The sequence below is a fragment of the Microbacterium sp. KU4F genome (genome assembly GCF_056868075.1).
In genome coordinates this window covers 2,094,516-2,120,713 of sequence record NZ_CP200324.1, presented here as the reverse complement: position 1 = coordinate 2,120,713, position 26,198 = coordinate 2,094,516, and the positions used below count along the sequence as shown (strand labels likewise).

General features: G+C 68.0%; 24 protein-coding genes, 3 tRNA genes and 2 pseudogenes. 16 read left to right on the top strand and 13 right to left on the bottom strand.

Going from position 1 to position 26,198, the window contains the following annotated elements; translation table 11 throughout:
• Positions 1-387 precede the first annotated feature (387 nt).
• From dnaN to AC1VNH_RS10760, 8 genes and pseudogenes are all read left to right on the top strand, one after another.
• On the top strand, positions 388-1,536 hold the full coding sequence (gene dnaN / locus AC1VNH_RS10795) for a DNA polymerase III subunit beta (RefSeq protein ID WP_483111354.1): 1,149 nt from the start codon (positions 388-390) through the stop codon (positions 1,534-1,536).
• Positions 1,537-1,567: 31 nt separating this feature from the next.
• Positions 1,568-2,721 (top strand): annotated as a pseudogene (gene recF, locus AC1VNH_RS10790) (DNA replication/repair protein RecF).
• A complete protein-coding gene (locus AC1VNH_RS10785) occupies positions 2,714-3,205 on the top strand; it encodes a DciA family protein (RefSeq protein ID WP_460739214.1) in 492 nt (163 codons plus the stop codon). Before recF ends, AC1VNH_RS10785 begins: the two are co-directional and overlap by 8 nt.
• A gap of 121 nt (positions 3,206-3,326) precedes the next feature.
• A complete protein-coding gene (gyrB, locus tag AC1VNH_RS10780) occupies positions 3,327-5,360 on the top strand; it encodes a DNA topoisomerase (ATP-hydrolyzing) subunit B (RefSeq protein WP_483111352.1) in 2,034 nt (677 codons plus the stop codon).
• 68 nt (positions 5,361-5,428) lie between these two features.
• A pseudogene (gene gyrA / locus AC1VNH_RS10775) lies at positions 5,429-7,986 on the top strand (DNA gyrase subunit A).
• Positions 7,983-8,387 (top strand): DUF3566 domain-containing protein, encoded by a 405-nt coding sequence (locus AC1VNH_RS10770; RefSeq protein WP_483111350.1) that lies wholly within the window; start codon positions 7,983-7,985, stop codon positions 8,385-8,387. Before gyrA ends, AC1VNH_RS10770 begins: the two are co-directional and overlap by 4 nt.
• Before the next feature lie 64 nt (positions 8,388-8,451).
• A tRNA-Ile gene (locus tag AC1VNH_RS10765) sits at positions 8,452-8,528 on the top strand.
• 10 nt (positions 8,529-8,538) lie between these two features.
• Positions 8,539-8,611, top strand: a tRNA-Ala gene (locus AC1VNH_RS10760).
• Between the two features lie 147 nt (positions 8,612-8,758).
• Here AC1VNH_RS10760 and AC1VNH_RS10755 read toward each other — a convergent pair.
• The 3 genes from AC1VNH_RS10755 to AC1VNH_RS10745 are packed head-to-tail and all read right to left on the bottom strand — an operon-like array spanning position 8,759 to position 10,766.
• On the bottom strand, positions 8,759-10,072 hold the full coding sequence (locus tag AC1VNH_RS10755; RefSeq protein WP_483111348.1) for a hypothetical protein: 1,314 nt from the start codon (positions 10,070-10,072) through the stop codon (positions 8,759-8,761).
• Complete coding sequence (locus AC1VNH_RS10750; RefSeq protein WP_234074093.1) at positions 10,072-10,392, bottom strand: type VII secretion target; 321 nt, start codon at positions 10,390-10,392, stop codon at positions 10,072-10,074. The genes AC1VNH_RS10755 and AC1VNH_RS10750 overlap by 1 nt, the downstream gene beginning before the upstream one ends.
• Positions 10,393-10,412: 20 nt before the next feature.
• The gene (locus tag AC1VNH_RS10745; RefSeq protein ID WP_243226274.1) at positions 10,413-10,766 is read right to left on the bottom strand and encodes a hypothetical protein; all 354 of its coding nucleotides are present in this window, start codon (positions 10,764-10,766) and stop codon (positions 10,413-10,415) included.
• Between the two features lie 66 nt (positions 10,767-10,832).
• Here AC1VNH_RS10745 and AC1VNH_RS10740 point away from each other — a divergent pair, with 66 nt between their 5' ends.
• Together AC1VNH_RS10740 and AC1VNH_RS10735 are read left to right on the top strand one after the other, a co-directional pair.
• Positions 10,833-11,273 carry an NUDIX hydrolase gene (locus tag AC1VNH_RS10740; RefSeq protein ID WP_483111346.1) on the top strand — a complete coding sequence of 147 codons (441 nt, stop codon included), beginning with the start codon at positions 10,833-10,835 and terminating at the stop codon, positions 11,271-11,273.
• Between the two features lie 79 nt (positions 11,274-11,352).
• Positions 11,353-12,486, top strand: coding sequence for a PIG-L family deacetylase (locus AC1VNH_RS10735; RefSeq protein WP_483112720.1), 1,134 nt, complete (start codon positions 11,353-11,355; stop codon positions 12,484-12,486).
• 15 nt (positions 12,487-12,501) lie between these two features.
• Here the strand turns inward: AC1VNH_RS10735 and AC1VNH_RS10730 are convergent, their stop codons facing one another.
• Together AC1VNH_RS10730 and AC1VNH_RS10725 are read right to left on the bottom strand one after the other, a co-directional pair.
• Entirely contained in the window at positions 12,502-12,975 is a 474-nt protein-coding gene (locus AC1VNH_RS10730) for an aminoacyl-tRNA deacylase (protein ID WP_483111344.1), read from the bottom strand.
• Entirely contained in the window at positions 12,972-13,553 is a 582-nt protein-coding gene (locus AC1VNH_RS10725) for a DNA helicase (protein ID WP_460739197.1), read from the bottom strand. Before AC1VNH_RS10725 ends, AC1VNH_RS10730 begins: the two co-directional genes overlap by 4 nt.
• Before the next feature lie 99 nt (positions 13,554-13,652).
• On the opposite strand from AC1VNH_RS10725, the gene AC1VNH_RS10720 reads away from it, so the two are divergent.
• Both AC1VNH_RS10720 and AC1VNH_RS10715 read left to right on the top strand, forming a co-directional pair.
• Positions 13,653-14,210 (top strand): peptidylprolyl isomerase, encoded by a 558-nt coding sequence (locus tag AC1VNH_RS10720; protein WP_243226270.1) that lies wholly within the window; start codon positions 13,653-13,655, stop codon positions 14,208-14,210.
• Between the two features lie 13 nt (positions 14,211-14,223).
• Positions 14,224-15,093, top strand: coding sequence for a rhomboid family intramembrane serine protease (locus tag AC1VNH_RS10715; protein WP_483111343.1), 870 nt, complete (start codon positions 14,224-14,226; stop codon positions 15,091-15,093).
• Between the two features lie 77 nt (positions 15,094-15,170).
• On the opposite strand, the gene AC1VNH_RS10710 is transcribed toward AC1VNH_RS10715, so the two are convergent.
• Positions 15,171-15,407, bottom strand: a complete 237-nt coding sequence (locus tag AC1VNH_RS10710) for a cell division protein CrgA (protein ID WP_137418491.1) — start codon at positions 15,405-15,407, stop codon at positions 15,171-15,173.
• Positions 15,408-15,462: 55 nt separating this feature from the next.
• Here AC1VNH_RS10710 and AC1VNH_RS10705 point away from each other — a divergent pair, with 55 nt between their 5' ends.
• The 3 genes from AC1VNH_RS10705 to AC1VNH_RS10695 are packed head-to-tail and all read left to right on the top strand — an operon-like array spanning position 15,463 to position 17,080.
• Positions 15,463-16,269 (top strand): class E sortase, encoded by an 807-nt coding sequence (locus AC1VNH_RS10705; RefSeq protein WP_483111342.1) that lies wholly within the window; start codon positions 15,463-15,465, stop codon positions 16,267-16,269.
• A complete protein-coding gene (locus AC1VNH_RS10700) occupies positions 16,269-16,424 on the top strand; it encodes a hypothetical protein (RefSeq protein ID WP_274286761.1) in 156 nt (51 codons plus the stop codon). Before AC1VNH_RS10705 ends, AC1VNH_RS10700 begins: the two co-directional genes overlap by 1 nt.
• The gene (locus tag AC1VNH_RS10695; protein WP_483111341.1) at positions 16,421-17,080 is read left to right on the top strand and encodes an anthranilate synthase component II; all 660 of its coding nucleotides are present in this window, start codon (positions 16,421-16,423) and stop codon (positions 17,078-17,080) included. Before AC1VNH_RS10700 ends, AC1VNH_RS10695 begins: the two co-directional genes overlap by 4 nt.
• Here AC1VNH_RS10695 and pknB read toward each other — a convergent pair.
• The 7 genes from pknB to AC1VNH_RS10660 form a co-directional block, all read right to left on the bottom strand.
• Complete coding sequence (pknB, locus tag AC1VNH_RS10690; RefSeq protein WP_483111340.1) at positions 17,065-18,774, bottom strand: Stk1 family PASTA domain-containing Ser/Thr kinase; 1,710 nt, start codon at positions 18,772-18,774, stop codon at positions 17,065-17,067. The genes AC1VNH_RS10695 and pknB overlap by 16 nt on opposite strands.
• 78 nt (positions 18,775-18,852) lie before the next feature.
• On the bottom strand, positions 18,853-20,595 hold the full coding sequence (locus tag AC1VNH_RS10685) for a serine/threonine-protein kinase (protein WP_483111339.1): 1,743 nt from the start codon (positions 20,593-20,595) through the stop codon (positions 18,853-18,855).
• The gene (locus AC1VNH_RS10680; protein WP_243226262.1) at positions 20,592-22,052 is read right to left on the bottom strand and encodes a peptidoglycan D,D-transpeptidase FtsI family protein; all 1,461 of its coding nucleotides are present in this window, start codon (positions 22,050-22,052) and stop codon (positions 20,592-20,594) included. The genes AC1VNH_RS10685 and AC1VNH_RS10680 overlap by 4 nt, the downstream gene beginning before the upstream one ends.
• On the bottom strand, positions 22,049-23,431 hold the full coding sequence (locus AC1VNH_RS10675) for an FtsW/RodA/SpoVE family cell cycle protein (RefSeq protein WP_483111338.1): 1,383 nt from the start codon (positions 23,429-23,431) through the stop codon (positions 22,049-22,051). The genes AC1VNH_RS10680 and AC1VNH_RS10675 overlap by 4 nt, the downstream gene beginning before the upstream one ends.
• Positions 23,431-24,663 carry a PP2C family protein-serine/threonine phosphatase gene (locus tag AC1VNH_RS10670; RefSeq protein WP_483111337.1) on the bottom strand — a complete coding sequence of 411 codons (1,233 nt, stop codon included), beginning with the start codon at positions 24,661-24,663 and terminating at the stop codon, positions 23,431-23,433. The genes AC1VNH_RS10675 and AC1VNH_RS10670 overlap by 1 nt, the downstream gene beginning before the upstream one ends.
• A 9-nt stretch (positions 24,664-24,672) precedes the next feature.
• Positions 24,673-25,194 (bottom strand): FHA domain-containing protein FhaB/FipA, encoded by a 522-nt coding sequence (locus AC1VNH_RS10665; RefSeq protein ID WP_274286754.1) that lies wholly within the window; start codon positions 25,192-25,194, stop codon positions 24,673-24,675.
• Positions 25,194-25,940 (bottom strand): FhaA domain-containing protein, encoded by a 747-nt coding sequence (locus AC1VNH_RS10660; RefSeq protein ID WP_483111335.1) that lies wholly within the window; start codon positions 25,938-25,940, stop codon positions 25,194-25,196. The genes AC1VNH_RS10665 and AC1VNH_RS10660 overlap by 1 nt, the downstream gene beginning before the upstream one ends.
• Before the next feature lie 161 nt (positions 25,941-26,101).
• Between AC1VNH_RS10660 and AC1VNH_RS10655 the strand changes: the two genes are divergently transcribed.
• Positions 26,102-26,185: transfer RNA gene (locus AC1VNH_RS10655), tRNA-Leu, on the top strand.
• The last annotated feature ends 13 nt before the right edge of the window (positions 26,186-26,198 follow it).

Here is a 26,198-nt window from a genome sequence, read left to right as displayed (position 1 = left end):
GCGAAGACTCTCATTTGACAATCGCTCCGCGCGGCCTCATCCTCCGCTTTCACACATGTGGACAACTTGTGGATAACTGTGCGAAACGCCGACGGCCGATGTGAACGACACGGCGATGGCGTGTGGAGAACGTTCGAGCCCGAGGAATGACACGATGCGTGTTCGACAGCTCCGTCCGCAGCGCGTCCACATCTCACACGTGTGTAGTTCCCATGCGCCGAGAGTCATCCACGGACTTATCCACAGTTTGCACAGCTGTTAACAAGATGAATCTCACATCACTCTTCATTGACGTGCGATCACCTCTGGGGGCGAGGAGCGTGTTCTTCGCCTGGACCATTCGCAGCACTAGCATGGGTAAGCCCAGCCCGCCGGAGAGGGAGCACTGTGAAGTTCCAGGTCAATCGCGACGTTTTCAGCGAAGCCGTATCGTTCGTCGTCAAGCTCCTGCCCCAGCGCAACCCGCAGCCGATCCTGGCGGGCGTGCTCATCGAGGCAGGGTCCGAGGGGCTCTCCCTCTCGGCGTTCGACTACGAGGCATCCGCGCGCACCACGATCGAGGCTTCGGTGGATGCGCCCGGCACGATCCTCGTCCACGGCCGTCTGCTCTCCGACATCGCCAGCCGCCTGCCCAACGCCCCCATTCAGATCGAGGTGGACGACGACGGCATCCTGCTCACCTGTGGATCGGCTCGATTCACGCTGGCATCGATGCCCGTTCAGGAGTACCCCGCGATTCCCGAGGTCTCGGGCGAGTCCGGTCTCGTGCCCGCTGAGGAGTTCGCGACGGCGATCGCTCAGGTCGCCTTCGCCGCATCGCGCGACGATGTGACGCCGGTGCTCACGGGTGTGCAGCTCGAAGTGAGTGGCACACAGCTCAGCCTCGTGGCCACCGACCGGTACCGGGTCGCCTTGCGCGAGATCCCGTGGGACGGTCCCGCCACGACCGACGGCGAGAGCACGACGGCTCTCGTTCCGGCGCGCACGCTGCAGGAGGTCGGCAAGACCTTCTCACACGGCGAGAACATCTCGATCGCGTTCTCCGGCTCGGGCGATCGCGAGATCATCGCCTTCACATCCGGCAACAAGACCGTGACCTCGCTGCTGATCAAGGGCAATTTCCCTCCCGTGCGTCGCCTGTTCCCGGAGCAGACCGCGCATCACGCGGTGGTCAACACGGCCGAGCTCGCCGAGGCCGTGCGCCGTGTCGCGCTCGTGCTCGACCGCTCCGCACCGCTGCGTTTCACGTTCACCTCAGAAGGCGTCGCGATGGAGGCGTCGGGTACCGAACAGGCCCGTGCCTCCGAGTCCGTCGACGCGACACTGACCGGCGACGATGTCACTCTGGGCCTCAACCCGCAGTACCTGCTCGAATCGCTCTCGGCCGTGCGCAGCGAGTTCTCGCGCATCACGTTCACCTCCAGCGACAACGCGAACAAGCTCAGCCCGATCCTCGTGACGCCGCAGACGTCCGTCGAGCGCGCCGGCGAGGGCGAGTTCAAGTACCTGCTGCAGCCGAACCTGCTGCTGCGCTGACCGCGTCGCACCGTCGCCGTAGGGTTGTCCGGTGATCGTGGAACGCCTGAGTCTCGTCGACTTCCGTAACTACGAACACGCCGACCTCGAGTTCACCCGCGGGGCGAACCTGCTCGTCGGGCGCAATGGTCAGGGCAAGACCAACCTGGCCGAGGCCGTCACCTACCTCGCGACCCTCGGCTCGCATCGTGTGTCGGCCGACGCACCGCTGGTGCGTTCGGGAGCGGATGCGGCCTTCGTCCGTGCCCGGCTCGGTCACGGAGAGCGTCACATCCAGCTCGAGATCCAGATCAACAAGCAGGGATCGAACAAGGCCCGCGTCGGCGGGGCACCGGTGCGCTCCGCGGAGCTGCCCCGCTACGCGCAGGTCGTGTTGTTCGCCCCGGAGGATCTGCAGATCGTGCGGGGAGATCCCTCCGCGCGCCGGAGATTTGCCGATCAGCTCCTCGTACAGCCTCTCCCCGCCTCGCCGGCGTCATCGCCGACTACGACCGCGTGCTGAAGCAGCGCACCGCGCTGCTGAAGTCCGCGAGAGCCCGGGGGCTGCGCGGCGATGCGCTCCCGACCCTCGACGTCTGGGACGACAAGCTCATCGCTCTCGGGACCGAGATCATCGAGGCTCGCGCACGGCTCGCCGCCGACCTGCATCCGCATCTCGTCGCCGCCTACGCCGCGATCGCGGGCGCCGATCACTCGCCCGAGCTCGAATGGGCCAACTCCATCGCCGGCTTCGATCCGGAGGAGGGCGATGATCAGCGCGTGGCGTCGGGGGCCGTGACGGCCGAGGCCTTCCGCGCGGCCCTCGCGGCGAAGCGCGCCGCGGAGTTCGACCGCGGCGTGACGCTCGTGGGTCCGCACCGCGACGACCTCATGCTCCGCATCCGCTCGCTTCCCGTGAAGGGATACGCGTCGCACGGCGAGTCCTGGTCCGTGGCGCTCGCGCTGCGACTGGCCTCTGCGCAGCTGTTGCGCGCCGATTCGCTGCTGGGGGACCCGATCGTCATCCTCGACGACGTCTTCGCCGAGCTCGACGCCGACAGACGGATGCGGCTCGCCTCCCTCGTGGCGGACTTCGAGCAGGTCGTGGTGACCGCCGCGGTCGAGGCGGATGTCCCGGAGGAGTTGCGCGGACGCACGGTCCGCGTCGAGGCTGGACGCATCCTCGAGGTCAGCGACGATGAGTGATGAGGACGAGGTCCCGGAGACCCTCAGCACCTACCTGCGTCTCCGCGGTCTCGAGCCGACGTCGCGTCGCGGGGCGAAGAGGCGCACGCGTCGCGGCACAGGCGACGAGGATGCGCCGTTCACCCCCGGTCGAGATCCCCACGGCGTCGGTGACGTGCTCGCGCACTGGACCAAACAGGCCGGATGGGACCCGCTTCTCGCGCGCGCGGACCTCGTCCGGCAGTGGGAGGTCGTCGCCGGCGAGGAGACCGCCAGACACACCCGCCCGGTGGGCCTGGATGCGGGCGTGCTCACTGTGCAGTGCGACTCGACCGCCTGGGCGAAGCAGTTGCGGTTGATGCGCACGCACATCGTGACCACCATCGCTCAGCGCTTCCCGGATGCGGGTGTCCAGAACGTCCGCTTCGTCGGCCCGGACGTCCCCTCCTGGAAATGGGGTCCCAGAGCCGTTCCAGGGCGCGGTCCCCGAGATACCTACGGATAAGGCATCTACGGACGTATCCGGCGTCCGTTTACGACGGCACACGGGCGTACACGCCCCGTGAAGAGCCTCCGCTTGATAGACTGGGGAGGTCCGTCTACTAGAACCGGAGCGCTCGAAACCTATGACGTCCCCCACCCCTTCCAGCGTTCCCGACGACGAACAGAACACCCCCGAACCGGTACGGAACGAGTACGGGGCAGACGCGATCCAGGTTCTCGAAGGACTCGAGGCCGTTCGCAAGCGCCCCGGCATGTACATCGGTTCCACCGGCCCGCGCGGACTCCACCACCTGGTCTATGAGATCGTCGACAACTCCGTCGATGAGGCACTCGCGGGGTACTGCGACCGCATCGAAGTGACGATCCTCGCCGATGGCGGCGTGCGCGTCGTCGACAACGGTCGCGGCATCCCCGTCGACATCCACAAGACCGAGGGTAAGTCCACCGTCGAGGTCGTGCTCACCGTCCTCCACGCCGGCGGCAAGTTCGGCGGCGGCGGATATGCGGTCTCCGGCGGTCTGCACGGCGTCGGCTCCTCGGTCGTGAACGCGCTGTCGACGCGGCTCGAGGTGAGCGTCAAGCGCCAGGGCTACGAATGGAACCAGTCGTACGCCAACGGCGGCGTGCCCCAGGCCCCGCTCGCGCAGGGCTCGGCGACCGACGCGACCGGAACCACCATCACCTTCTGGCCGGACCCCGCGATCTTCGAGACGGTCGACTTCGACTACGACACGCTGCGCACGCGCTTCCAGCAGATGGCGTTCCTGAACAAGGGCCTGACCATCACTGTGCGCGACGAGCGAGCAGACCACACGGTCGACGAGGAGGTCGACGGCAAGGTCGTCGCCGTGCAGCCCCACGATGAGTTCCTGTACGAGCGCGGTCTGGTCGACTACGTCGAGTACCTCAACCGTGTGCGCAAGGCGGATGCGGTCAACGACGAGATCATCGACTTCGAGTCCGAGGACACCGAGCGGCACATCGCGCTCGAGCTCGCGATGCAGTGGACGACCTCCTACACGGAGAACGTGTTCACCTACGCGAACACGATCAACACGCACGAGGGTGGAACCCATGAAGAGGGCTTCCGTGCGGCACTCACGACCCTCGTGAACAAGTACGCCCGCGCGCAGAACCTCCTCAAGGAGAAGGACGACAACCTCTCCGGCGACGACGTGCGCGAGGGCCTCACGGCCGTCATCTCGGTCAAGCTCTCCGAGCCCCAGTTCGAGGGTCAGACCAAGACGAAGCTCGGCAACACCGAGGCGAAGGCGTTCGTGCAGAAGGTCGTCGGCGATCAGCTCGGCGACTGGTTCGACCGCAACCCGCAGCAGGCGAAGAACATCGTCCGCAAGGCGATCGACGCCGCGACCGCACGGATGGCGGCCCGCAAGGCCCGCGAGACCGCGCGCCGCAAGAGCGTGTTCGAGTCGGCCTCCATGCCCGACAAGCTCAAAGACTGCACGAGCAAGGACCCCTCGATCAGCGAGATCTTCCTCGTGGAGGGCGACTCGGCCGGCGGTTCCGCCGTGCAGGGTCGCGATCCGCACACGCAGGCGATCCTGGCGCTGCGCGGCAAGATCCTCAACGTCGAGCGCGCCCGGCTCGACCGCGCCCTCGGCAACAACGAGGTGCAGGCGATGATCCAGGCCTTCGGCACGGGTATCGGCGAGGACTTCTCGATCGAGAAGGCGCGCTACCACAAGATCGTGCTGATGGCCGATGCCGACGTCGACGGCCAGCACATCACGACGCTGCTGCTCACGCTGCTGTTCCGCTACATGCGCGGGCTCATCGAAGCCGGCTACGTGTACCTGGCACAGCCGCCGCTCTACCGCCTGAAGTGGTCGAACTCGCCGCACGAGTACGTCTACAGCGACATCGAGCGCGACGCACTGCTGGCCGAGGGGCTCGCGGCGGGTCGCCGCATCCCGAAGGACAACGGGATCCAGCGCTACAAGGGTCTCGGAGAGATGAACGCCAAGGAGCTCTGGGAGACAACGATGGACCCGTCGACCCGCACCCTTCTGCAGGTGACGATCGACGACGCCGCCGCGGCCGACGAGATCTTCTCCACGCTCATGGGCGAGGACGTCGAATCCCGCCGCCACTTCATCCAGCGCAACGCCAAGGACGTCCGGTTCCTCGACATCTGATCCACCCGGATGCGGCGCGAGCCGCATCCGTCAGATGACACGACACCGACGCAGAGAAGAAGAGACGAATGACTGACGAAGAGCGTCCGACGACGGAGCCCGCCGAGCACGACCACGGTCGCATCGACCAGGTCGACCTGCAGTCCGAAATGCAGCGCAGCTACCTCGACTACGCGATGAGCGTGATCGTCGGCCGCGCGCTGCCGCGCGTGGAAGACGGCCTCAAGCCCGTGCACCGTCGCGTGATCTACGGCATGTACGACGGCGGCTTCCGCCCCGACAAGTCCTTCTCGAAGTGCGCCCGTGTCGTCGGCGAGGTCATGGGCCAGTACCACCCGCACGGCGACTCCCCCATCTACGAGGCGCTCGTGCGCCTCGTTCAGCCGTGGTCGTTGCGCTACCCGCTGGCTCTCGGCCAGGGGAACTTCGGCTCCCCCGGCAACCAGGGCGCGGCGGCCCCCCGGTACACCGAGACCAAGATGGCTCCGCTCGCGCTCGAGATGGTGCGCGACATCGAGGAAGACACCGTCGACTTCGTCGACAACTACGACGGGCAGACGCAGGAGCCTGTCGTGCTCCCGGCGCGCTTCCCGAACCTCCTCGTCAACGGCTCCGTCGGTATCGCCGTCGGCATGGCCACCAACATCCCGCCGCACAACCTCCGCGAGGTCGCCGACGGCGTGCTGTGGGCGCTGGATCACCCCGAGGCCACGCAGGAGGAGCTGCTCGAGGCGCTCATCCAGCGCATCAAGGGCCCCGACTTCCCGACCTCCGCGCAGATCCTCGGCACGCGCGGCATCATCGAGGCGTACCGCACCGGTCGCGGCTCGATCACGATGCGCGCGGTGGTCAACATCGAGGAGATCCAGGGCCGCACGTGCCTCGTGATCACCGAGCTGCCCTACCAGGTGAACCCCGACAACGTCGCCGTCAAGATCCGCGACCTCGCCCGCGACGGCAAGATCACCGGCATCGCCGACATCCGCGACGAGTCGAGCGACCGCACCGGTCAGCGACTCGTGGTCGTCCTCAAGCGGGATGCGGTCGCCAAGGTCGTCCTGAACAACCTGTACAAGCACACGCAGCTGCAGGACAACTTCGGCGCCAACATGCTGGCGATCGTCGACGGCGTGCCGCGCACCCTGTCGCTCGACGGCTTCGTCTCGCACTGGATCACGCATCAGATCGACGTGATCGTGCGTCGCACGGCGTACCGCCTGCGCAAGGCCGAAGAGCGCATGCACATCCTGCGCGGGTACCTGAAGGCGCTCGACGCGCTCGACGAAGTCATCGCCCTCATCCGTGCGTCCGCGACGGTCGACGATGCGCGCGGCGGGCTGAAGAAGCTGCTCGATATCGACGACATCCAGGCTGATGCGATCCTCCAGATGCAGCTGCGTCGTCTGGCTGCCCTCGAGCGGCAGAAGATCATCGACGAGGCCGAAGGCTGCAGGCGCAGATCACGGACTACCAGGACATCCTGGCAACGCCCGCCCGTCAGCGCACGATCGTGCGCGAGGAGCTGACGGAGATCGTCGCGAAGTACGGCGACGAGCGTCGTACGCAGATCCTCTACGGGTTCGACGGCGACATGTCCGTGGAAGACCTCATCCCGGAAGAGGAGATGGTGCTCACCATCACCCGCGCCGGCTACATCAAGCGCACGCGCAGCGACAACTACCGCTCGCAGCACCGGGGCGGTAAGGGCGTCAAGGGCGCCCAACTGCGCGCGGACGACGTGGTCGAGCACTTCTTCGTCACGACGACCCATCACTGGCTGCTGTTCTTCACGAACAAGGGACGCGTCTACCGCGCCAAGGCCTACGAGGTCCCCGAGGCCGGCCGCGACGCGAAGGGTCAGCACGTCGCGAACCTGCTCGCGCTGCAGCCGGACGAGGAGATCGCGCAGATCCTCGACATCCGCGACTACGCGGTCGCGACCTACCTCGTGCTCGCCACCCGCGGCGGCCTCGTGAAGAAGACGCGCCTGTCGGAGTACGACACGAACCGACAGGGCGGCGTCATCGCGATCCGCCTGCGCGAGGAGGACGAGCTCGTCAGCGCGCTCCTGGTCGACGAGAGCGACGACATCCTGCTGGTCAGCCGTCACGGTATGTCGCTGCGCTTCACGGCGACGGATGCGTCGCTGCGCCCCATGGGCCGCTCCACCGAGGGCGTCAAGGGAATGTCGTTCCGCGGCGACGACAGCCTGCTGTCGGCATCCGTCGCCTCCGTCGACGGTGACGTGTTCGTGGTCACCGAGGGCGGCTACGCCAAGCGCACGGATGTGGACCAGTACCGCGTCCAGAGCCGCGGTGGACTGGGCATCAAGGTGGCCAAATTGCACGAGGATCGGGGCGATCTGGCGGGCGCTCTGATCGTCGGAGACGACGACGAGGTCCTTGTGGTTCTTGCCAGCGGCAAGGTGGTACGCTCTGCCGTGGCCGAGGTCCCTGCGAAGGGTCGCGACACCATGGGCGTCGTTTTCGCCCGACCGGATGATGACGACCGGATCATCGCGATCGCCCGCAACAGCGAGCGGCGCCTTGCGGATGCAGCGGACACCGATGCATCCCAGGAGACCGAGCCGGCCGCCACCGTTCCCGAGGAGAGTACTGACGCATGAGCACGGTAGCCGACAAGCTCGCCAAGAAGTCGAGCAGCAAGACGAGCGCCAAGCAGGTTCGTCTCCGCCTCGTCTACGTCGACTTCTGGTCGGCGGTGAAGCTGTCGTTCCTGGCGGCTGTCGCTCTGGCGATCGTCACCGTCGTGTCGTTCCTGCTGGTCTACCTGGTCGTGCAGACGACGGGGCTCATCGGCCAGGCCGACGAGTTCTTCAAGTCGTTCTCGGACGGCTCGCTCGCGCTCAGCCAGTTCGTGGGGCTCCCGCAGGTGATGGCGTTCGCGGCCGTCGTGGCCATTCTGAACCTCATCGTCGTGACGGTTCTTGGTGCGGTCATCGCGGGCATCTACAACCTCGCGGTCAAGGTCACCGGCGGTCTGCTGGTCGGCTTCACCTCCAACTGACTGCGATTGGTCAAACCGGTCCGCATCCGGTAAAGTCTTGGAGGTTGGCGCCGCGAGGTGCCGAGGGGCTATAGCTCAGGCGGTTAGAGCGCTTCACTGATAATGAAGAGGTCCCAGGTTCAAGTCCTGGTAGCCCCACCACCCTTCTCACGGGGCCTTAGCTCAGTTGGTAGAGCGCCTGCTTTGCAAGCAGGATGTCAGGAGTTCGAATCTCCTAGGCTCCACAGTTTCCCCGCCTCCGCGTCACACGCGGAGGCTTCTGCGTCTGGGCGGTCGTTCATTCTGCCAACGTGTCTGAATCGGCCAAGCCGTCCACGAGCAACGAACGAACGCCCCCGTACCGACCGGCACAGGGGCGTTCGAGGGAGGACTCAGTCGCGCTCTGCGGTGGCGAGCTCTTCCTCGCCCGCATCGGCTTCGATGACGATCTCGCGGACCACCTGACGGATGCCGAGACCGCTGCGCTGCCCGCCGTCGCGGCTGGCGCCGCCCATCATGCCGCCCGGTGTCATCGTGCGAGAGCCAGCGGCCGCGGCGTGAGAGCTGCCGACACTCGCCGCCGTGGCGGCGGATGCCGCAGCACCCGTGCCCATGATCGATGACGGGGTGCTCGTGCCGGCGCCGCCGCCGGACGCGCCGCCGCCGGATGCGTACGCCCCGCCGGCACCGATGCTGCCGCCGTCGACGGAACCGTGCGCGCCGCCGACGGCGACTGCTCCCACGCCCGCGGCGCCGAGCGTCGATCCGTCGGCGGTGAGCGTTCCCTCCGCACCGATGCCCGTGGAGACCACCGCGGTCGGCGTGAAGTGCCAGTTGTCGGCCTTCTGCCCGGCATTCACGAGGTTCGCCTGTGCGGTGTTGCCGAGGCGGGTGGCTCCCGACGCGTCCACGACGGCTCCCGCGTTCACGGTGGCCGACTTCGCGCCGCCGCCCAGCAGGGTCGAGCTGAGGCGCTCGGTGCTCTTGAACAGCGAGCCGAGCTGCTGCACGAAGCCCACGAGGGACTTCACCGAGCGCACGACCTGCGTGAGGGGGCGCACGACCTTGTTCACCAGCTGGTTGACCTTGGTGACGACACGGGCGATCGCGTAGCCGATGCCGAGGCCGAAGGATGCGGCGACGACCGCCATGGCCTCGATCGCTGTGGCGACCACCTGCGAGATGGCGTTCTTCACGACACCCTGCATCTTGGCGACGAGTGACGAGGCGCTGCGCAGACCGCCGGCCGCGGCATCGGCCCAGTCCCCGGTCGCGGCGATGTGCTTCGCGGTGTCCTGCGCGAAGCGCACGTAGGTGCGCACGGTGTCACCGCTGAGGCCGTCGAGATCGGACAGGCGCGTCACGAGGGTGTTGCCCGTGTCGCGCAGCGCACTGCCGGCGTTGGTCCACTGCTGAGCGACGGCGGCCACGTTGGCCTCACTGCCGGCCAGCTGGTCGAGCCAGGTGCTCAGCGGCTTGAGGTACTTCATCACCCAGCCGAGCCCGATGCTCGCGAGCGTCCCGATCGGATCCGCGAGCGCGGCCGCGGCGTTGCCCAGCGTGTCGAGGAAGGCGAGTCCGCCCACGAGCCAATCGCCGTTGCGCACGGCCTGCGAGAGCGCGTGGCCGGAATCGAGGAGCTTGCTGCCGGAGTAGGGCGAAGCGAAGGAGGAGCCGGATGCGGCGAGGGCGGCGGGAGTGGTCATCACAGGCCCAGCGCATTCTCGAGGTCGCGGAGGGTGGTCACCGTGTCGTCCTCGAACTGCTCCCACTGCGCGGCGGTGCTGCGCAGCTCTCCTGCCGTGCGAAGCAGCAGAGACTGGTCCGCACCGAAGAGGCCGGTCGCCGCCGCGGACATCGCCATCGACGGGGGAACGAGGAAGGCACACAGGATGCCGAAGGCGTTGGAGGCGAGATCGCCTCCCTTCAGCATCGAGATGGCGCCGGTGACGTCATCGGCAAGCGAGGTGACCAGCGCGGCATGCTGCCGGAGCCGATCGAAATCCAGGGCGATGTTCTCGGTCATTCGAGGCTCTTTCAGACGTATCAGGGGGTGTCGGTGGAGCGGAGCTGTTCGGTGATGGGGTCGTCGTCGCCCAGGAGCTCGGAGACGGCGTCGATCGTCGCCGCGTGAGCGTTCTTCTCGGCCGAGACGATCGTGGCGAGGATGTCGGAGGCGAGTCGTTGTGCGCCGCGCGCGAGAGCCGACTCGCCGAGGCGGAGCGTCTGGACGCGGCCGGTCGAGTCGACCTGCACGTAGACGTCGCGCGCGGACGACCACGCGGCGCCGCGGATCGCGGAGACGGTGGCTTCGAAAGCGGGCATCTTGGCGGCGCGGTCAGCGCTCTGACGGACGTCGCGCTCGATCTGCGCGAGGGATTCTTCGGGGTCCAGAGGCACGCGGTCACGCTAGCGAAGCATCGTGAACGGCAGCGCGAGTTATCCACACCCCGGTAAAGTCACGTCATGGATATGCGTGTCGCCGCCTACGCGATCATCACCGACGATGCCGGACGCATCCTGTTGGCCCACTGGAACGAAGGTCGTCGCAGCGCCTGGACGCTCCCGGGAGGTGGGCTCGAGGAGGGCGAGGATCCCGAGCGGGCAGTGCGACGCGAGGTGCGTGAGGAGACCGGCTACCGAGTGATCGTCGACGAGCTGCTCGGCATCGACTCGCGCGTGATCCCTGCCACGAAACGCCTCGCGGAGACCGCATCCGCGCTGCACACGTTGCGCATCGTGTATCGCGCGCACATCACAGGCGGGCGCCTGCGCAACGAGGTGGGGGGATCCACCGACCGCGCCGAGTGGTTCACGCCGGAGGAGGCCGACGCTCTCCGCCGCGTACGGCTGGTCGACATCGGACGCCGGATGGCGGGATGGAACACAACGTCGACGCAGCCGTGATCTTCGGCACGTATGATCGCCGGACGTGCAGTGAGGATGATCAGTGGTGCGATGGCGTGTTCTGTCTGCTGCGGCCGTGATGGTCGCGGCTCTCGGGATCGGTGGGTGTACGGCGAGCGGGCAGCAGACCCCCGCTCCGACGAGCGAGAACACATCCCCCGCCGCACCGCCGAACACGCTCGCCGCAGACGATGTCCAGACCATCGTCGATCGCTGCTCCACGGGACTCGGGATCGACGCAACTGCTCTGGGCGCTCAGATCGCGGCGGCGCCCCAGCCGGCGGCGGAGGCGGCGCTCTTCTTCGCGTCGTCGGATCAGTGCGCAGACATCCCGTCGGCTCTGGGACGGACGGATGTGGCCTCCTTCACCTCGCCGCTGAGTTTCATCGAACAGCCGTGTGCGGGCCGCACGGTCGTCTCCTTCTGGGCTCACTACGACGACGACCTGATCTTCGGCAATCCGGTCATCGACGATGAACTGGGCAGCGGTGCCTGTGTGCGCACCTTCTTCTTCACCTACTCGGATGCGGGAGAGGGTGAATCCACCTACGCCAGCGAACGCGAGAAGGGCATCCGTGCGGCCTACGACGCCATGCTCGGGCGCAGCGGGGAATGGATCGACCGCTCGGTCACGCTCGCCAGCGGCATGACGGTCACGATGACCAGGCCGAGTGACGACGACCGCGTGTCCCTCCTCTTCCTGCGGCTTCCGGACGGCGGACTCAGCGGGACGACGTTCATCTACACAGGTCAGCAGACACTCGAGAAGCTGCTCAGCGGCGCACTCCCGTCGCTGCGCACGATCGACGCGGGGCGATCCGTATCGGTCGCGACGCTGGAGAAGTCGATCGCCGAGATCCTCGCCGGCTACGCGCCGGATCGTGTGCTCACACACCTGCCCAAGGAGGCGCCGGACTCGGCAGGCGATCACCCCGACCACTCGTCCGTCGGAACGCTCGTCTCTCGCGCCGTGGATGCGGGCGCCGCGCCCAGCGCGCAGGTCGAGTACGCGGTCGGCTATCCGTCGGCCGAGCGAGCGGCGAACATCACCGGAGCACAACTGGAGCGCAAGGCCTCGCTGTTCGCGGTGTACGCCGCACACGACCCCGTGATCGGTTGTTCTTCGGCTCAGAGCTGCCTCGCCCGCGCGCACTTCGGAGACTGGCTGCAGCGGGAGTATCTGATCCCGCAGGCGGACCTCGCGCGCGGCTGAAACGGCCGCGGCCGCTCAGAGTGGCTGGGAGATGTCCGCCACGGTGGCGTCGAGCGCCTGCAGGAGGGCGTCTGCGTCGACGAAGAGACTGAATCCATGGGCACCCGCACCGAGCGCGATGCGGCGTCCGCGGATCGACTCGTCGGCGAAGACGGGCCAGGCTGTCGTGCTGCCGAGGGGAACAATCGTCCCGCGCTCGTAGCCGGTCGCAGCGAGAGCGATGTCGGCATCCGGCAGCTTGAGCTTGTTCACGCCCACGAGTTGGCGCAGCTTCGGCCAGGCGATGGCCCGGTCGCCCGGGATCAGGGCGAAGAGGAATGTGTCGTCGCTGCGCTTGACGACGAGCGTCTTCACGATGTCGACGGGCGAGATCCCCAGGAGCCCGGCCGCCTCAGGCAGACTCCGTGCTTCGGGGCGCTCGCGCACCTCCACCGAAAGACCGAGGGCGGATGCGGCTTCCCGCACCCGCCTCGTCGGATCCTCGTTCACGCGTCGGGCGCGCTCAGCGGGTCGTCCGCGACCCACAGCTCGTCGTCCGCGCGCAGCGTCTGCCAGGCGGCGTAGAGCACGCCTGCGGCCGCGGCGACACCGAAGATGAGCGCGATCACGCCGCCGGCGCCGATGCCCCGCTTCTTCGGGGACTCGACGGCGAGGCGCTTGGCGAGCTGCTTCGACGCCTTCGCGCCGTACTTGGCCGCCTTCTTCTTGTACGTGGCGGGGTCGAGGTCGATGCCGCGTCCGGCAGCGATGCGCGCACGGGTGTCGCCCGCCGCATCCCACACCGAGAGGGCGCCGCCCACGAGCGCACCCGCGGCCGGAACGACCTTGTCGCTGAGCACGTGCTTCGAGATGTTGACGCCGCGGTCCACGTACGGTGCCGCGTAGCGGTCGTACCCTTCGCGCACCGCGGGCACCACGTGCTCGCGGTTGTAGTTGCCGAGCTGGCGGCCGGCTTCGCGAGCGATGTCCGCCGCTTCACCGACCAGCACCTGCTGCGATTCCCACACCTTGTTGGCGTGGCCCTGGAGCTTCCGGAGCTCCTTCTTACGCTTGCGGCTGAGGCTCATGCGAGATCCCCCTAATCCGTGGGTAGTCGTGAGCCCATCTTGCCAGAGGGATCGGCCCCGAACGGCAGGGCTTGCAGCGAACTCTGAGACAATGACAACATGCCTCAGCACACCGCCGTCGCCACCATTCACACCAACCACGGCGACATCGTCGTCAACCTGTTCGGGGATCACGCACCCCGCACGGTTCAGAACTTCGTCGGCCTCGCCGACGGCACCGGAGAGTGGACCGACCCGTCCACCGGTCAGCCCGGTTCCGGCCCCCTGTACAACGGGGTCATCTTCCACCGCATCATCCCCGGTTTCATGATCCAGGGCGGCGACCCGCTCGGTCAGGGCGTGGGCGGCCCCGGCTACACGTTCAACGACGAGATCCACCCGGAGCTCACCTTCCAGAAGCCCTACCTGCTGGCCATGGCCAACGCCGGTCAGCGCCGCAACGCCATCACGGGAGCCGTCGAGGGCACGAACGGATCGCAGTTCTTCATCACGACCGACCCGACCCCGTGGCTCCAGGGCAAGCACTCGATCTTCGGCGAGGTCGCGGACGACGCGTCGCGTCAGGTCGTCGACGCCATCGCCCAGGTTCCGACCGGAGCCGGCGACCGGCCGGTCGAGCCCGTCGTGATCGAGTCGATCGACATCGCGCAGGTCTGACCACCCGCATCCCGTGACGAGCGAGAGCTTCGCGAACAACCGCGAGAACTTCTGCTACCGGCATCCCGACCGTCAGAGCTTCGTGCTCTGCCAGCGGTGCCTGCGAACCATCTGTCCCGAGTGTCAGACGCAGGCACCGGTCGGGGTGATCTGTCCGGAGTGCATGGCCGAGCAGCGACGTGCCGCGACGCCCGCACAGAAGAAGGCGCAGCGTCGGTGGGGCCGGTCGGCGCCTGTGGCGCTCGCCGCGGGCGGCGGTCGGCCGATCGTGACGTACACGATCATCGCCCTCTGCGCCGCGGTGTTCGTCCTCTCGTTCGGACTCCCCCTCACCCAGTGGCTCGGCTTCAGCGCCGGGTACCTCTATCCCCAGTTCACGGGCGAGTTCCAGCCGTGGCGACTGCTCACAGCCAGCCTCGTGCACTCCGGCTTCTGGCACGTCGGCCTGAACATGCTGACCTTGTGGATGATCGGACGCATCCTCGAGCCCGTGCTCGGTAGCGCCCGCTTCCTCACCCTCTACGTGATCAGCGCGCTGGGCGGTTCCGTCCTCGTCGACCTCATCGCCCGCGACTCCTTCGTGGTGGGGGCATCGGGGGCGATCTTCGGACTCTTCGGTGCTCTCATGGTCATCGCGCGCCGACTGGGCAACGACATCACCGGCATCATCATCGTGCTGGCGATCAACCTGGTGATCGGATTCGTGCCTGACTTCAACATCTCCTGGCAGGCGCACGTCGGTGGCCTCGTTGCCGGCGCCGTCGTCGGCCTGATCTACGTCATGACGCGCGAGCGTCGACGGCGCGCGCTGCAGATCGCCCTGTTGACCGGATGGTCGGTCGTTCTCATCGGGCTACTCGCTCTGGCGCCTGCGATCTGGTGACGAGCGGGAGAGTTATCCACAGGTTCATCCACACGTGGGGATGAATCACACGGATGTAATTCTTCGGCTTCGAGCCGTCAGCGCCACCGAGTGGTCATGAGGAAGCCGACGAAGGCGATTCCGAAACCGATCACGAGGTTCCATGCCTCGATGCCCGGAATGGGGAACTGCATTCCGCTGAGGTAGAACACCAGAACCCACACGAGTCCCACGAGCATGAGACCGATCATGATGGGCTTGAACCACACGGGGTTGGGAGCGGGCTCACCGGCGCCAGCGGGGGTGAGGTCCTCGTCGTTGTCGGAGCGTGCCATGTGCACATTCTAGGGGTCAGGCTTTTGCGTCACCTGCGACGGTTAGACTCCCCTTGTGACCGACACCCCGCCCGCCGCGACGCGGCGTTCGCGCCGGAGCGCCGCCACGCGCCCGCGCAGGCGCATCAGCGCGCTCGGGGTCATCGGAGAGATCTTCATCACCGTCGGTGTGCTCGCCTTCTTGTACGTCGGTTGGCAGCTGTGGATCGGTGACTGGATCCAGGGCCAGCAGAACAATGCCGCGGGCCAGGCGATCGCTGAGCAGTGGGCGCAGGACTACGGTTCGTCGTCACCCTCTCCTTCGACGAGCGCGTCGAGCACCCCCGAGGCGGAAGCGCCGACGGTGGGCACCGCAGAGCCGGTCGTGCGCCCGGATGCCGGGAGCGGCGAGGTCTTCGGCATCATGCACATCCCGCGCTTCGGTCCCGACTACGCCGTGCAGATCGCGGGCGGCGTCGGTCGCTCGGAGAGCTTGGACCTCGGAGCCATCGGCCACTACTCCAGCACGCAGATGCCGGGCGCTGTCGGTAACTTCGCCGTCGCCGCGCACCGCGGCAGCCACGGTGCACCCTTCATGAATCTGCCCGACCTCCATGTCGGGGATGCCATCGTGATCCAGACGCAGGACGGCTGGTACACCTACCGCTACCGGAGCATGGAATACGTGACCCCGGACTCGGTCGACGTGCTGCTTCCCGTCCCGCGCGAACAGGGCATCGAGGCCAACGGACGCTATCTGACCATGACGACCTGCAGCCCGCGCTACGGGTTCTCGGAGCGTCTCGTCGCCTACGCCGTGTTCGAGTCCTTCACGCCGGGAGCCGAGGGCCCGCCGGCATCCCTGAGCGAGGCGGTGACCTGATGTACGCGGCGTTCTGGCGCATCCTTCCCGGCCCTTGGTGGGTGCGACTGCTCATCGTGCTCGTCGTTGCAGCGGCCGTCCTCTACGGACTGTTCTGGTACGTCTTCCCGTGGATCTCGTCGATCGTCGACCCGCAGGAGTCGACCGTTCAGTGACCGCAGCACGCGTGCTGGTCGTCGACAACCACGACAGTTTCGTCCACACGCTCGTGGGCTACCTGCGTGAGCTCGGGGCCGACACCGTGATGCGCGAGTCGGACGAGATCGACGCGGATGCGGCACCGGCGGCTCTCGCGGGATTCGACGGAGTCCTCGTCTCACCCGGCCCCGGTGCGCCCGAAGGTGCCGGATCGTCGCTCGCCGTGGTGGCGGCGGCCGCCGAGTCACGCACCCCGCTTCTGGGAGTTTGTCTCGGACACCAGGCGCTGGCGGTGGCCTTCGGTGCCCGCGTGGCGCAGGCGCCCGAGCTCATGCACGGGATGACGTCGCCGATCATCCACGACGGGAGCGGCATTCTCCGGGGACTTCCCTCTCCCTTCTCCGCCGCCCGGTATCACTCGCTCGCCGTGGCGGCGGAGACGATTCCCGACGTGCTGCGTGTCACCGCCCGCACGCCCGAGGGAACGGTCATGGCGCTCGAGCACCGCCGGCTGCCGCTGAGCGGGGTCCAGTTCCATCCCGAGAGCGTCCTGACCGAGTACGGCTATCGGATGCTGGCCACCTGGCTGGCCTCACTCGGCGCGAAGGACGCTCCAGAGCGCGCGCTGACCCTCACGCCCCATCGGGGAGCGAGCGCTCAGCCCGCGCAGTAGGTGAGGGTGATCTCGGAGCGGATCGGCACTTCACCCGGCGCGAGCGACATCACCCGGACGGTCGGGGTCGTCCCCGTCGCCTTGCAGCCGGGATCGGCGCTGGGCACGACGGTCAGGCCCAGCGCCTCGAGGTCGCGTGTCGCGGCCTCGATCGTGTAGCCGGTCACGTCGTTCAGGACGACGCGGCCACTCGCGACGCGCAGGTTCACGGTCGTTCCGACCGGGATCTCGCTGCCCGCGGTCACGTCGCCCGCCGAGGTGCTCGCGCTGAGCACCTCGCCGGCGGGTGCCTTGGCATCGTTGACCGGTGTGATGGTGCCCACGGCGAGGCCCGCCGTCGTCAGCGCATGGCGTGCATCGGTCTCGTTGAGACCGACGATCGTCGGCGCGGCGACGCTCTCCTTACCCGTCGAGACGTAGAGCTTGATGGTCTGACCGACCTGCACCGAGTCGCCGGCGGCAGGTTCACTGCGCACGACGCTGCCTTCGGCGACCTGATCGTCTGCGACGGGGACGCGGTCCGAGAGCAGATCGTTCTCCTCGAGGACGTCGACCGCCTGGTCGTACGTCATCGTCGTCAGATCCGGCACGATGCGCGCGCTCTCGGGTACGGCGTCGCCGGGGCGGATGGTGACGACCCAGAACAGCACCGAGACCAGCAGCACGGCGAGCACGGCGACGCCGGACCAGATCCACGCGACCGGCGGCCCCGCCTGGGTGCGACGCATCGTCGTGTCGGTCGACAGCTGTCGCAGGGATCGCGCGGTCTCGGCCGCCTGACGCGGATTCGCGCCGTACAGCTCGCTCGTGAGTGCCCCGAGCTGACGCTTGCTGGGTGCCTTTCCGCCCACGGCTGCGGACAGGGCGGAGCGGAACGAGGCCGCATCCTGGAACCTCTGGAAGGGATCCTTCGCGAGCGCCCGCATCACGAGGGCATCGAGCCCGCGGGGGATGCTCTCTGTGTGCTCGCTGGGCGGAACCGGAGTCTCGCTGACGTGCTGGTAGGCGACGGCGACCGGAGTCTCGCCCCGGAAGGGAGGCCGACCGGTGAGCAGCTCGTAGAGAACGACACCGGTCGAGTAGAGGTCGGCGCGCGCGTCCACCGGCTCGCCCTTGGCCTGCTCGGGGGAGAAGTACGCGGCCGTGCCGATGATGGCGGTCGTCTCGGCGACCGTCGAGGAGGAGTCCGAGACCGCGCGCGCGATCCCGAAGTCCATCACCTTGACCTGGCCCGCGGCGGTGACCATGACGTTGCCCGGCTTGATGTCGCGGTGCACCACGCCGGCGCGGTGGGAGTACTCGAGCGCCTCGAGGATGCCGTCGACGTAGCGCACCGCATCGGTCACGGGCACGTCGCCACCGGCGATGATGTCCTTCAGCAGATCCCCGTTGACGAGCTCCATGACGATGAACGGCACGGGGTGCACGACGCCGTCGGGAGTCGTCTCGGTGTCTTCGCCGGCATCGAACACCCGCACGATCGTCGGGTGCGACATCCGGGAGGCGGCCTGTGCCTCCAGCCGGAAACGCGTACGGAAGGCGGCGTCGTCAGCGAGTTCGCGGCGGAGCACCTTGAGAGCGACCTCGCGGTCGAGGGTCAGGTCGTAGCCTCGGTACACACTCGCCATGCCGCCGCGACCGATGAGCTCATCGATGCGGTAGCGGCCGGCGAGTACGCGTGGATCATCTGACACGGCGACTCCCTGGGTGCAACAGATGAAAGCCTAACCGACCCGCCCTGGCAGAATCCGGGGCGAGTCGGCGGCTTGCGCTCAGTTCCCGCCCAGGAGGGGGTTGGTGGGTGTCGGGGACGGCGACGAAGACTGCACGTTGGCCTGGGCCTGCGGCGACGTCTCCGAGTTGCGGGTCGTGCCGTCGCCCGAGCCGGAGCAGGTCACCGTGTAGCTCACGATGAGCGCCTGTCCCGTGTTCGTCCCGACCTCGAGGGGGATCGGACGCTGGTTCGGACCTGCGGCGGCCGTGGACTGACCCGTCGAGGTGAAGATGCCGTTGACCGCGGTGAAGTTGTAGCTGACCACAGACCCCGTGCCCGACGGGCAGGTGAAGCCGTCCCAGTTGATCTGCACGGTGGAGCCGGCGGTCACGGTGGAGGCCTTCGAGCCGTTGACCTCGATGCGGGGCTCGGTCGGCGCACCGATCGGAGTCTGGTCCGCGTAGACGGTCAGGGTGAGCTGCGAACCCTCGGGTGCGTTGCCGGTCGGGCTCACGCTGTAGACCAGTCCGACCTGGTCGGGGCTCGGGGCGGGGTTGCCCGGGGTGCACGAAGCCTCGAGCCCGGCCTGCTGCGCGACGCCCGTCGCCTCTTCACACGTCTTGCCCACCAGCTCGAGCGAGGCGACATCCACCGTCGATGTGGTCGGAGAGGGAGTGGACGACGGGCTCGACGCGGTCGAGCGCGTGTTCGATCCGGTCGGGCCCGGGTCGGAACTCTGGTTGCCGAAGATGGCCCAGAGGGTTCCGCCCAGCACGATCAGCAGCAGCACGATCAGCGCGACGAGCGGCCACGTCCAGGGGCTGCGCTTGCGCGTTGCCGGCTCGGCCACAGGGGATGCAGCGGTCGAGGCGCTCAGCAGCTGCGTCGCCGCCTGCGTCTCGCCGACCCCGAGCAGCTGCGTCGCGTCGTCCGCGCCCACGGCGCCACCGATGGCGGGCACCGCAACCGTCGCAGCCGTCACGTCGCCGCGGCGCAGCGCGCTGGCGGCGCGGGCGACGGCCGCAGCGGATGCCGGACGCTCTTCGGGCTTCTTGGCGATCATCGCCATGACGAGGTTCTGCACGGGAACCGCCACGGTGGGCGGCAGGGGCGGCGGCTGCTCGTTGATCTGCGCCATCGCGATGGCGACCTGCGACTCGCCCGTGAAGGGGCGCTTTCCCGCGAGGCACTCGTACGCGACGATGCCCAGCGAGTAGATGTCGGTCGCGGGGGATGCGGGGTGCCCCGACGCCTGCTCGGGCGAGAGGTATTGCACCGTGCCCATGACCTGACCGGTCGCCGTCAGCGGGACCTGGTCGGCGATGCGCGCGATCCCGAAGTCGGTGATCTTCACACGCCCGTCGGGAGTGATGAGCAGGTTTCCCGGCTTGATGTCCCGGTGCACGAGGCCGGCAGCGTGCGCGGCCTGGAGGGCGGATGCGGTCTGCGCCACGATGTCGAGCGTCTTGTCCGTGGACAGCGACCCCTCGCGCTCGAGGATCGTCGAGAGGGCCTCGCCGGGCACGAGCTCCATGACGAGGAACGCGGATCCGTTCTCCTCGCCGTAGTCGAAGACGCTGGCGATCCCCTCGTGGTTCACGAGTGCGGCGTGGCGCGCCTCCGCGCGGAACCGCTCGAGGAACCCGGGGTCCCCCATGTACTCGTCCTTGAGGATCTTGATCGCCACCGTGCGCCCGATGACGTGGTCAGTGGCTTCCCAGACCTCGCCCATACCGCCGATGGCGATGCGCGAATCCAGCTCGTAACGCCCACCGAACGTCGCTCCCTGTGTCGGCCTCATCGTCCCAGCACCGCCTCCATGACCTTCTTTGCAATGGGCGCTGCGATGGAGTTACCGCTGCCCGACTGACCTTGCCCGCCGCCGTTCTCGACGACTACTGCGACCGCGACCTCGGGGTCTTCAGCGGGCGCGAATCCGGTGAACCAGAGCGTGTACGGGTTGGTCCCGCCGTTCTCCGCCGTACCCGTCTTACCGCCCACGTCGACTCCGTCTATTCTTGCATTCGACGCCACGCCGTCACTGACATTGGCGACCATGGCGCTGGTCAGCTGGTTCGCGAGATCCTCATCCAGCGCCCGACCGAACTCGGTCGGCTCGAACTTCTGCTGCACCGAGAGATCCGGCCCGATGACCTGGTCGACCATCTGGGGGTTCATGACCATTCCCCCGTTCACGATCCCGGCCGAGACCATGGCCATCTGCAGGGGCGTCGCCCGGACATCGCCCTGGCCGAACCCGGTGAGGGCGGTCTTGTCGTCGCTCAGCGCGGCGGTGGGATAGACCGACGGTGCGGAGTCCACGGGCGTCGCGAACGAGGTGTTGAAGCCGTACTTCTCCGCCTCGGCGCGGATCGCGTCGTCGCCGAGTTGCACAGCGAGCTCCGCCATCGGGATGTTGCAGCTCAGCCGCAGCGCGTCGGCGACGGTCACCGTCTCGCCCGGGCCGCACGCGCCGCCGCCGGCGTTGCTGATGGAGGTCGAGGTGCCCGGAAGCGTGTAGCTGGCGACATTCGGCAGTGTCGACTGGAGGGTCCAGTCGCCCGAGGCGAGGGCCGCGGAGGCGACGACCAGCTTGAAGGTGGATCCGGGCGGGTTCATCCTGCCGGAGATGGCGCGGTTCGACATCGGCTGCAAGGCGTTGTTGATGAGGTCGTCGTACGACGCCTGCACCGCCTTCAGGTCGTGCGAGGCGAGCAGGTTGGTGTCGTAGCCGGGCTTGGAGACCATGGCCAGGATGCGGCCGGTCTTCGGCTCGATGGCCACCACGGCACCCTGCAGGTCGCCGAGCGCGTCGTACGCGGCCTTCTGGACGTTCGCATCGAGAGAGAGGACGACATTGGAGCCCTGCGGGGGCTGGCCGGTGAAGATCTGCTCGACGCGGGAGAAGAACTGGCCGCCGCCGGTGCCGGAGAGCTCGCGGTTCATGGCCTGCTCGATGCCGGTCGCCGACCCCAGCGCCGCATTGATGTACCCGGTCACGGGCGACCACATGTCGGCATCCGTATAGCTGCGCTGCCAGCTGTAGACGTCGTCGCTGGGGCTGGAGGAGGCGATCGCCGCGCCGCTGGCGATGATCGAACCGCGCTGGATCTCATACGAGTCGTACAGCGCGCGCCGGTTCTCACCGTTCTCGGCCAGCGCCGACGCCTGGAACACCTGGATGACGCTGGTCGAACCGAACAGCACCAAGAACATGGCCAGCATCACGAAGCTGAGCCGGCGGACTTCGCGGGTCATCCGATCACCACCCGGGGCTGATTGCGCACCGCATCCGAGATGCGCAGGATGAGCGCGACGATGATCCAGTTCGCCACGAGGGAGGAGCCACCGGCGGCGAGGAACGGCGTCGTCAGGCCGGTGAGCGGGATGACGCGCGTCACACCACCGACCATGATGAACACCTGCAGGGCGATCGTGAACGAGAGCCCGGTCGCGAGCAGTTTTCCGAAGTCGTCCTGGCCCGCCACTCCGACGCGGAGGCCGCGACTGGTGAAGACCATGTAGAGACAGAGGATCGCGAAGACGCCGATCAGCCCGATCTCCTCGCCCAGGCTCGGGAAGATGTAGTCGCTCTGCGCCAGCGGGGTGATCGAGGGGCGACCCTGTCCGAGGCCCGTGCCGAGCAGACCGCCGTGCGCAAGACCGAAGATCCCCTGCACGAGCTGGTAGCTGCCGCCCGTGCGGTCGATGATGTCCGGGTTGAACGCGTCGAGCCAGTTGGCGAAGCGCCAGCCGACGTAGGTGAGCACCTGGGATGCGGCGACGGCGCCGGCGACGGCGAGACCCACGCCGAGCAGTACCCACCCGGTCTTTCCGGTCGCGACGTAGAGCATCGCGACGAACATCCCGAAGATCAGAAGTCCCGTGCCGAGGTCGCGCTGGAGCACGATGATGCCGAGCGAGACGAGCCAGACGACCAGGATGGGGCCCAGGTCGCGGGCGCGGGGCCAGGTGATGCCGAGGAACTTCTTGCCGACGGAGGTCAGGCTCTCGCGCGTGCGCACGAGGTAGCCGGCGAAGAAGATGGCCAGCGCGAGCTTCGCCAGCTCACCCGGCTGGAACGAGAAGAAGCCGAGCCTGACCCAGACGTCGGCGTTCTGGTTGGTGCCGAGGCCCGGCACGAAGGGGAGGAGCAGGAGCGCGACGCCGATGAAGCCCGAGACGTACGTGTAGCGGAACAGCACGCGGTAGTTCCGCAGGAACAGCACGACGGCGATCGCCGCGGCGATCGCGATGGCCGCCCACACGATCTGACGCGTGGACGCGGCGGCCCACCCTTCGCTGTCGATCTCGATATCGATGCGGTAGATCATCGCGAGACCGAGTCCGGTCAGCACGGTCGCGATCGGAACCACGAACGGATCGGCGTCGTGCGCGACGAAGCGCAGCACGATGTGCAGGGCGAGGGCGAGCAGGCCGAGCCCGCCGGAGTAGTAGAGGAAGCTCGGGTCGATCGCGCCCTTCGCGCCCAGCTGCACGAGTGCGACAGCGGCGCCGTTGATCGCCAGGGCGAACAGCAGCAGCCCGAGCTCGCGGTTGCGCTGCTTCTGCGGCATCCGGATGCGGCGCAGTGCCCGCATCACGGACGTGTCGGTCGTGGGGGCTTCGGCGGTCATCACTGCCCCTCTGCCTGTCGGAGTCGGTCGACGATCAATTGGGCGTCCGCGAGCGAGCGGGCGGAGATGGTGGACTCCACGCTCTGCCGGTCGAACGGGCTGAGATCCGCCAGTGCGATGTCGGTGTCTTCGTAGACGCTGGAGAGGGAGATCGGTCCGATGCCCTGCTGCACGCCCTGGTAGATCACGACGGAGTCGTCGTCGGCGCCCACGTAGTAGCGCGTCTGCGTCCAGCTGTAGCCCGCGAAGGCGGCGCCGGCGAGGGCGGCGAGCACGAGCAGGAGCCCGACGAGCCAACCGATGCGGCGGCGGCGGGCGCGGCGGCGGTCCTCCTGGATGAGCTCCTCGAGGAACTCCGGGGCCGGCTCGAAGTGGGTGGGTTCGTTCGCGGCCTGCCGTCCGGGGTGCAGCCACGACGAGCGCCCGGGGCGAGCGGCGGGTACGACGACGCCGGTGGGGTTCGACGCCGAGCCGACGATGGTGGGCGTTCCCGAGAAGACCGGGTGGTGGCCGCCGATGTCGACGATCACGACCGTCACGTTGTCGGGAGCACCCGCATCCAACGCCTGCTTCAGCAGCAGATCCGCGGTGCGGGCGGGCGCCTGCCCCGCGGCGAGGGCCTTCTGCGTATGGGCGTCGTCGACGACGCCGGACAGGCCGTCGGAGCACAGCAGCCACCGGTCACCCGGACGCGTCGGCATGATGAACGTGTCGATCTCGGGATCGGGATCCATGTCGCCGAGCACCCGCATGAGCACCGAGCGCCGGGGGTGGTAGCGCGCCTCTTCCGGTGTGATGCGGCCGGAGTCGACGAGGCGCTGGACGAACGTGTGGTCCGTCGTGATCTGCGTCATCGCGCCGTCGCGGAACAGATAGATGCGGGAGTCGCCGATGTGGGCGATGACGGCGTAGTCGTCGACCATGAGCAGCGCGCTGACCGTCGTACCCATGCCGGCGAGGGCAGGACGCACGCGGACCGTGTCGATGATGTCGCCGGCGGTGTCGGTCACGGCCTGCTGCAGCGCGCGCTCGGCATCCACCGTCGAGGCGAACGGGCGGTCGAGCTGGGCGATGCGGGCGATCGCGAGGCTGGAGGCCACGTCACCGCCGGCGTGGCCGCCCATGCCGTCCGCCACGACGAACAGGTTGGAGCCGGCGTACCCGGAGTCCTGATTGTTCGAGCGCACCTTTCCGGTGTGCGAGAGTGCGGCGCTCGAGCCCTGGAAGACCATCTCGACGGATCAGCCCTGGAGCTCGAAGGTCGTCGCGCCGACCTTGATCGGGGCGCCGACCAGCACCGGGACGGGGCTCGCGACGCGCTCGCCGTCGTGCCAGGTGCCGTTGGTGGAGTCGAGATCCTGGATCATCCACTGGTCGCCCCAGAGCATGAGGCGGGCGTGGTGGCTCGAGGTGTAGTCGTCGCGGATGACGAGACCCGACTCGCTCGATCGACCGATCGTCAGCGGCTCGGTGCCCAGCGGAAGCTCGAGGCCCGCCTTCGGACCGCTCGTGATGACGATGCGGGAGACCGCATCCGTCGTCGCCTTCTGGCCTTTGGAGGACTTGCGCGGCGACGCCTTCGGAGCGACCGGGGCGGTGGCTGCCGCGGCGGGTGCCGGGGCTGCGGCGGCGGCCTGTTCGGGCATCTTGCGCACGCGTACGCCGAAGAGGTCGGCGCGCAGCGAATACACGACCGCGAAGACGAAGAACCACAGCAGCAGCAGGAAGCCGATCTGCAGCAGCAGAAGCGGGAGCTCGTTCATCAGGCCTTCCCCCAGCGGTCGATGTCGTCGAGCGAGAAGGCACGCGTCGCATCGTCGTCGACGCGTGCCGCACGACCCCCTGTCGCCTGGGCGACGATGCGGAAGACGATGTCGGTGCGTCCGATGGAGACGGTCGCGTCGGGAGGCAGCGGCGCCTCGTCGATCTTGCGGCCGTTGAGCTTCGTGCCGTTGGTCGATCCGAGGTCGCGCACCATCGCCCGCTCGCCGTCCCAGAGGATCTCGACGTGCTTGCGGCTCGTGCCCGAGTCGGCGATCGTGATGTCGGCGTCGCTCCCGCGGCCGATGACGGTGCGGGAGGCGGTGAGCGGATGCCGCTTGCCGGCGATGTCGAGCACGGCGCTCCACGCGACCCGGCCCGCCGCGGTCGACGACTCCACGCGGACCTGCCCGGTCGACAAGCTCGTGTTGTTGGCCAGGGAGATCGACAGGGCCCCGGCGAAGGTGTAGCCCTGCGCGCGGGCGTGCTTGTTCACCAGCGCGTCGAGCTCGTCGGTCAGTGATGGGCCGAGTGCCCGCATCCGCTCGAAGTCTGCCGGCGCCAGCTGCACCGTGAGGGTGTTGGGCGCCAGGATGCGCTCGCGCGAGACGACGGCGGCCTTCGTGTCGAGTTCGCTGCGCAGGGCGGAGGCGATGTCGACCGGCTGGACACCGCTGCGGAAGGTCTTGGCGAACGCGCCGTTCACGGCGCGTTCGAGACCTCTCTCGAAGCTGTCAAGTAGTCCCACGCGACTCCTCAGGCGGCTGGACGGGTGGCACCATCGTAGTTGTACGGGCTGAACAGGCCATGCAGGACTTCCGCAGGAGGGGTGCGCCGCCGACTTCTCGGGGCACGATCGGGCGTGATACGATCGGCAGGTTGAGTTCGCGAATCCACGATGAGCGACTCGCGCGAGTGGCGGAATAGGCAGACGCGCTGGCTTCAGGTGCCAGTGCCCGAAAGGGCGTGGGGGTTCAACTCCCCCCTCGCGCACAGACAGAACCGG

Coding starts and splice junctions, on each gene's coding strand:
- AC1VNH_RS10785 (WP_460739214.1), top strand. CDS start 2,714: ATGAGTGATGAGGACGAGGTCCCGGAGACCCTCAGCACCTACCTGCGT.
- gyrB (WP_483111352.1), top strand. CDS start 3,327: ATGACGTCCCCCACCCCTTCCAGCGTTCCCGACGACGAACAGAACACC.
- AC1VNH_RS10770 (WP_483111350.1), top strand. CDS start 7,983: ATGAGCACGGTAGCCGACAAGCTCGCCAAGAAGTCGAGCAGCAAGACG.
- AC1VNH_RS10755 (WP_483111348.1), bottom strand. CDS start 10,072: ATGACCACTCCCGCCGCCCTCGCCGCATCCGGCTCCTCCTTCGCTTCG.
- AC1VNH_RS10750 (WP_234074093.1), bottom strand. CDS start 10,392: ATGACCGAGAACATCGCCCTGGATTTCGATCGGCTCCGGCAGCATGCC.
- AC1VNH_RS10740 (WP_483111346.1), top strand. CDS start 10,833: ATGGATATGCGTGTCGCCGCCTACGCGATCATCACCGACGATGCCGGA.
- AC1VNH_RS10735 (WP_483112720.1), top strand. CDS start 11,353: ATGGTCGCGGCTCTCGGGATCGGTGGGTGTACGGCGAGCGGGCAGCAG.
- AC1VNH_RS10725 (WP_460739197.1), bottom strand. CDS start 13,553: ATGAGCCTCAGCCGCAAGCGTAAGAAGGAGCTCCGGAAGCTCCAGGGC.
- AC1VNH_RS10720 (WP_243226270.1), top strand. CDS start 13,653: ATGCCTCAGCACACCGCCGTCGCCACCATTCACACCAACCACGGCGAC.
- AC1VNH_RS10710 (WP_137418491.1), bottom strand. CDS start 15,407: ATGGCACGCTCCGACAACGACGAGGACCTCACCCCCGCTGGCGCCGGT.
- AC1VNH_RS10700 (WP_274286761.1), top strand. CDS start 16,269: ATGTACGCGGCGTTCTGGCGCATCCTTCCCGGCCCTTGGTGGGTGCGA.
- AC1VNH_RS10685 (WP_483111339.1), bottom strand. CDS start 20,595: ATGAGGCCGACACAGGGAGCGACGTTCGGTGGGCGTTACGAGCTGGAT.
- AC1VNH_RS10680 (WP_243226262.1), bottom strand. CDS start 22,052: ATGACCCGCGAAGTCCGCCGGCTCAGCTTCGTGATGCTGGCCATGTTC.
- AC1VNH_RS10675 (WP_483111338.1), bottom strand. CDS start 23,431: ATGACCGCCGAAGCCCCCACGACCGACACGTCCGTGATGCGGGCACTG.
- AC1VNH_RS10670 (WP_483111337.1), bottom strand. CDS start 24,663: ATGGTCTTCCAGGGCTCGAGCGCCGCACTCTCGCACACCGGAAAGGTG.
- AC1VNH_RS10665 (WP_274286754.1), bottom strand. CDS start 25,194: ATGAACGAGCTCCCGCTTCTGCTGCTGCAGATCGGCTTCCTGCTGCTG.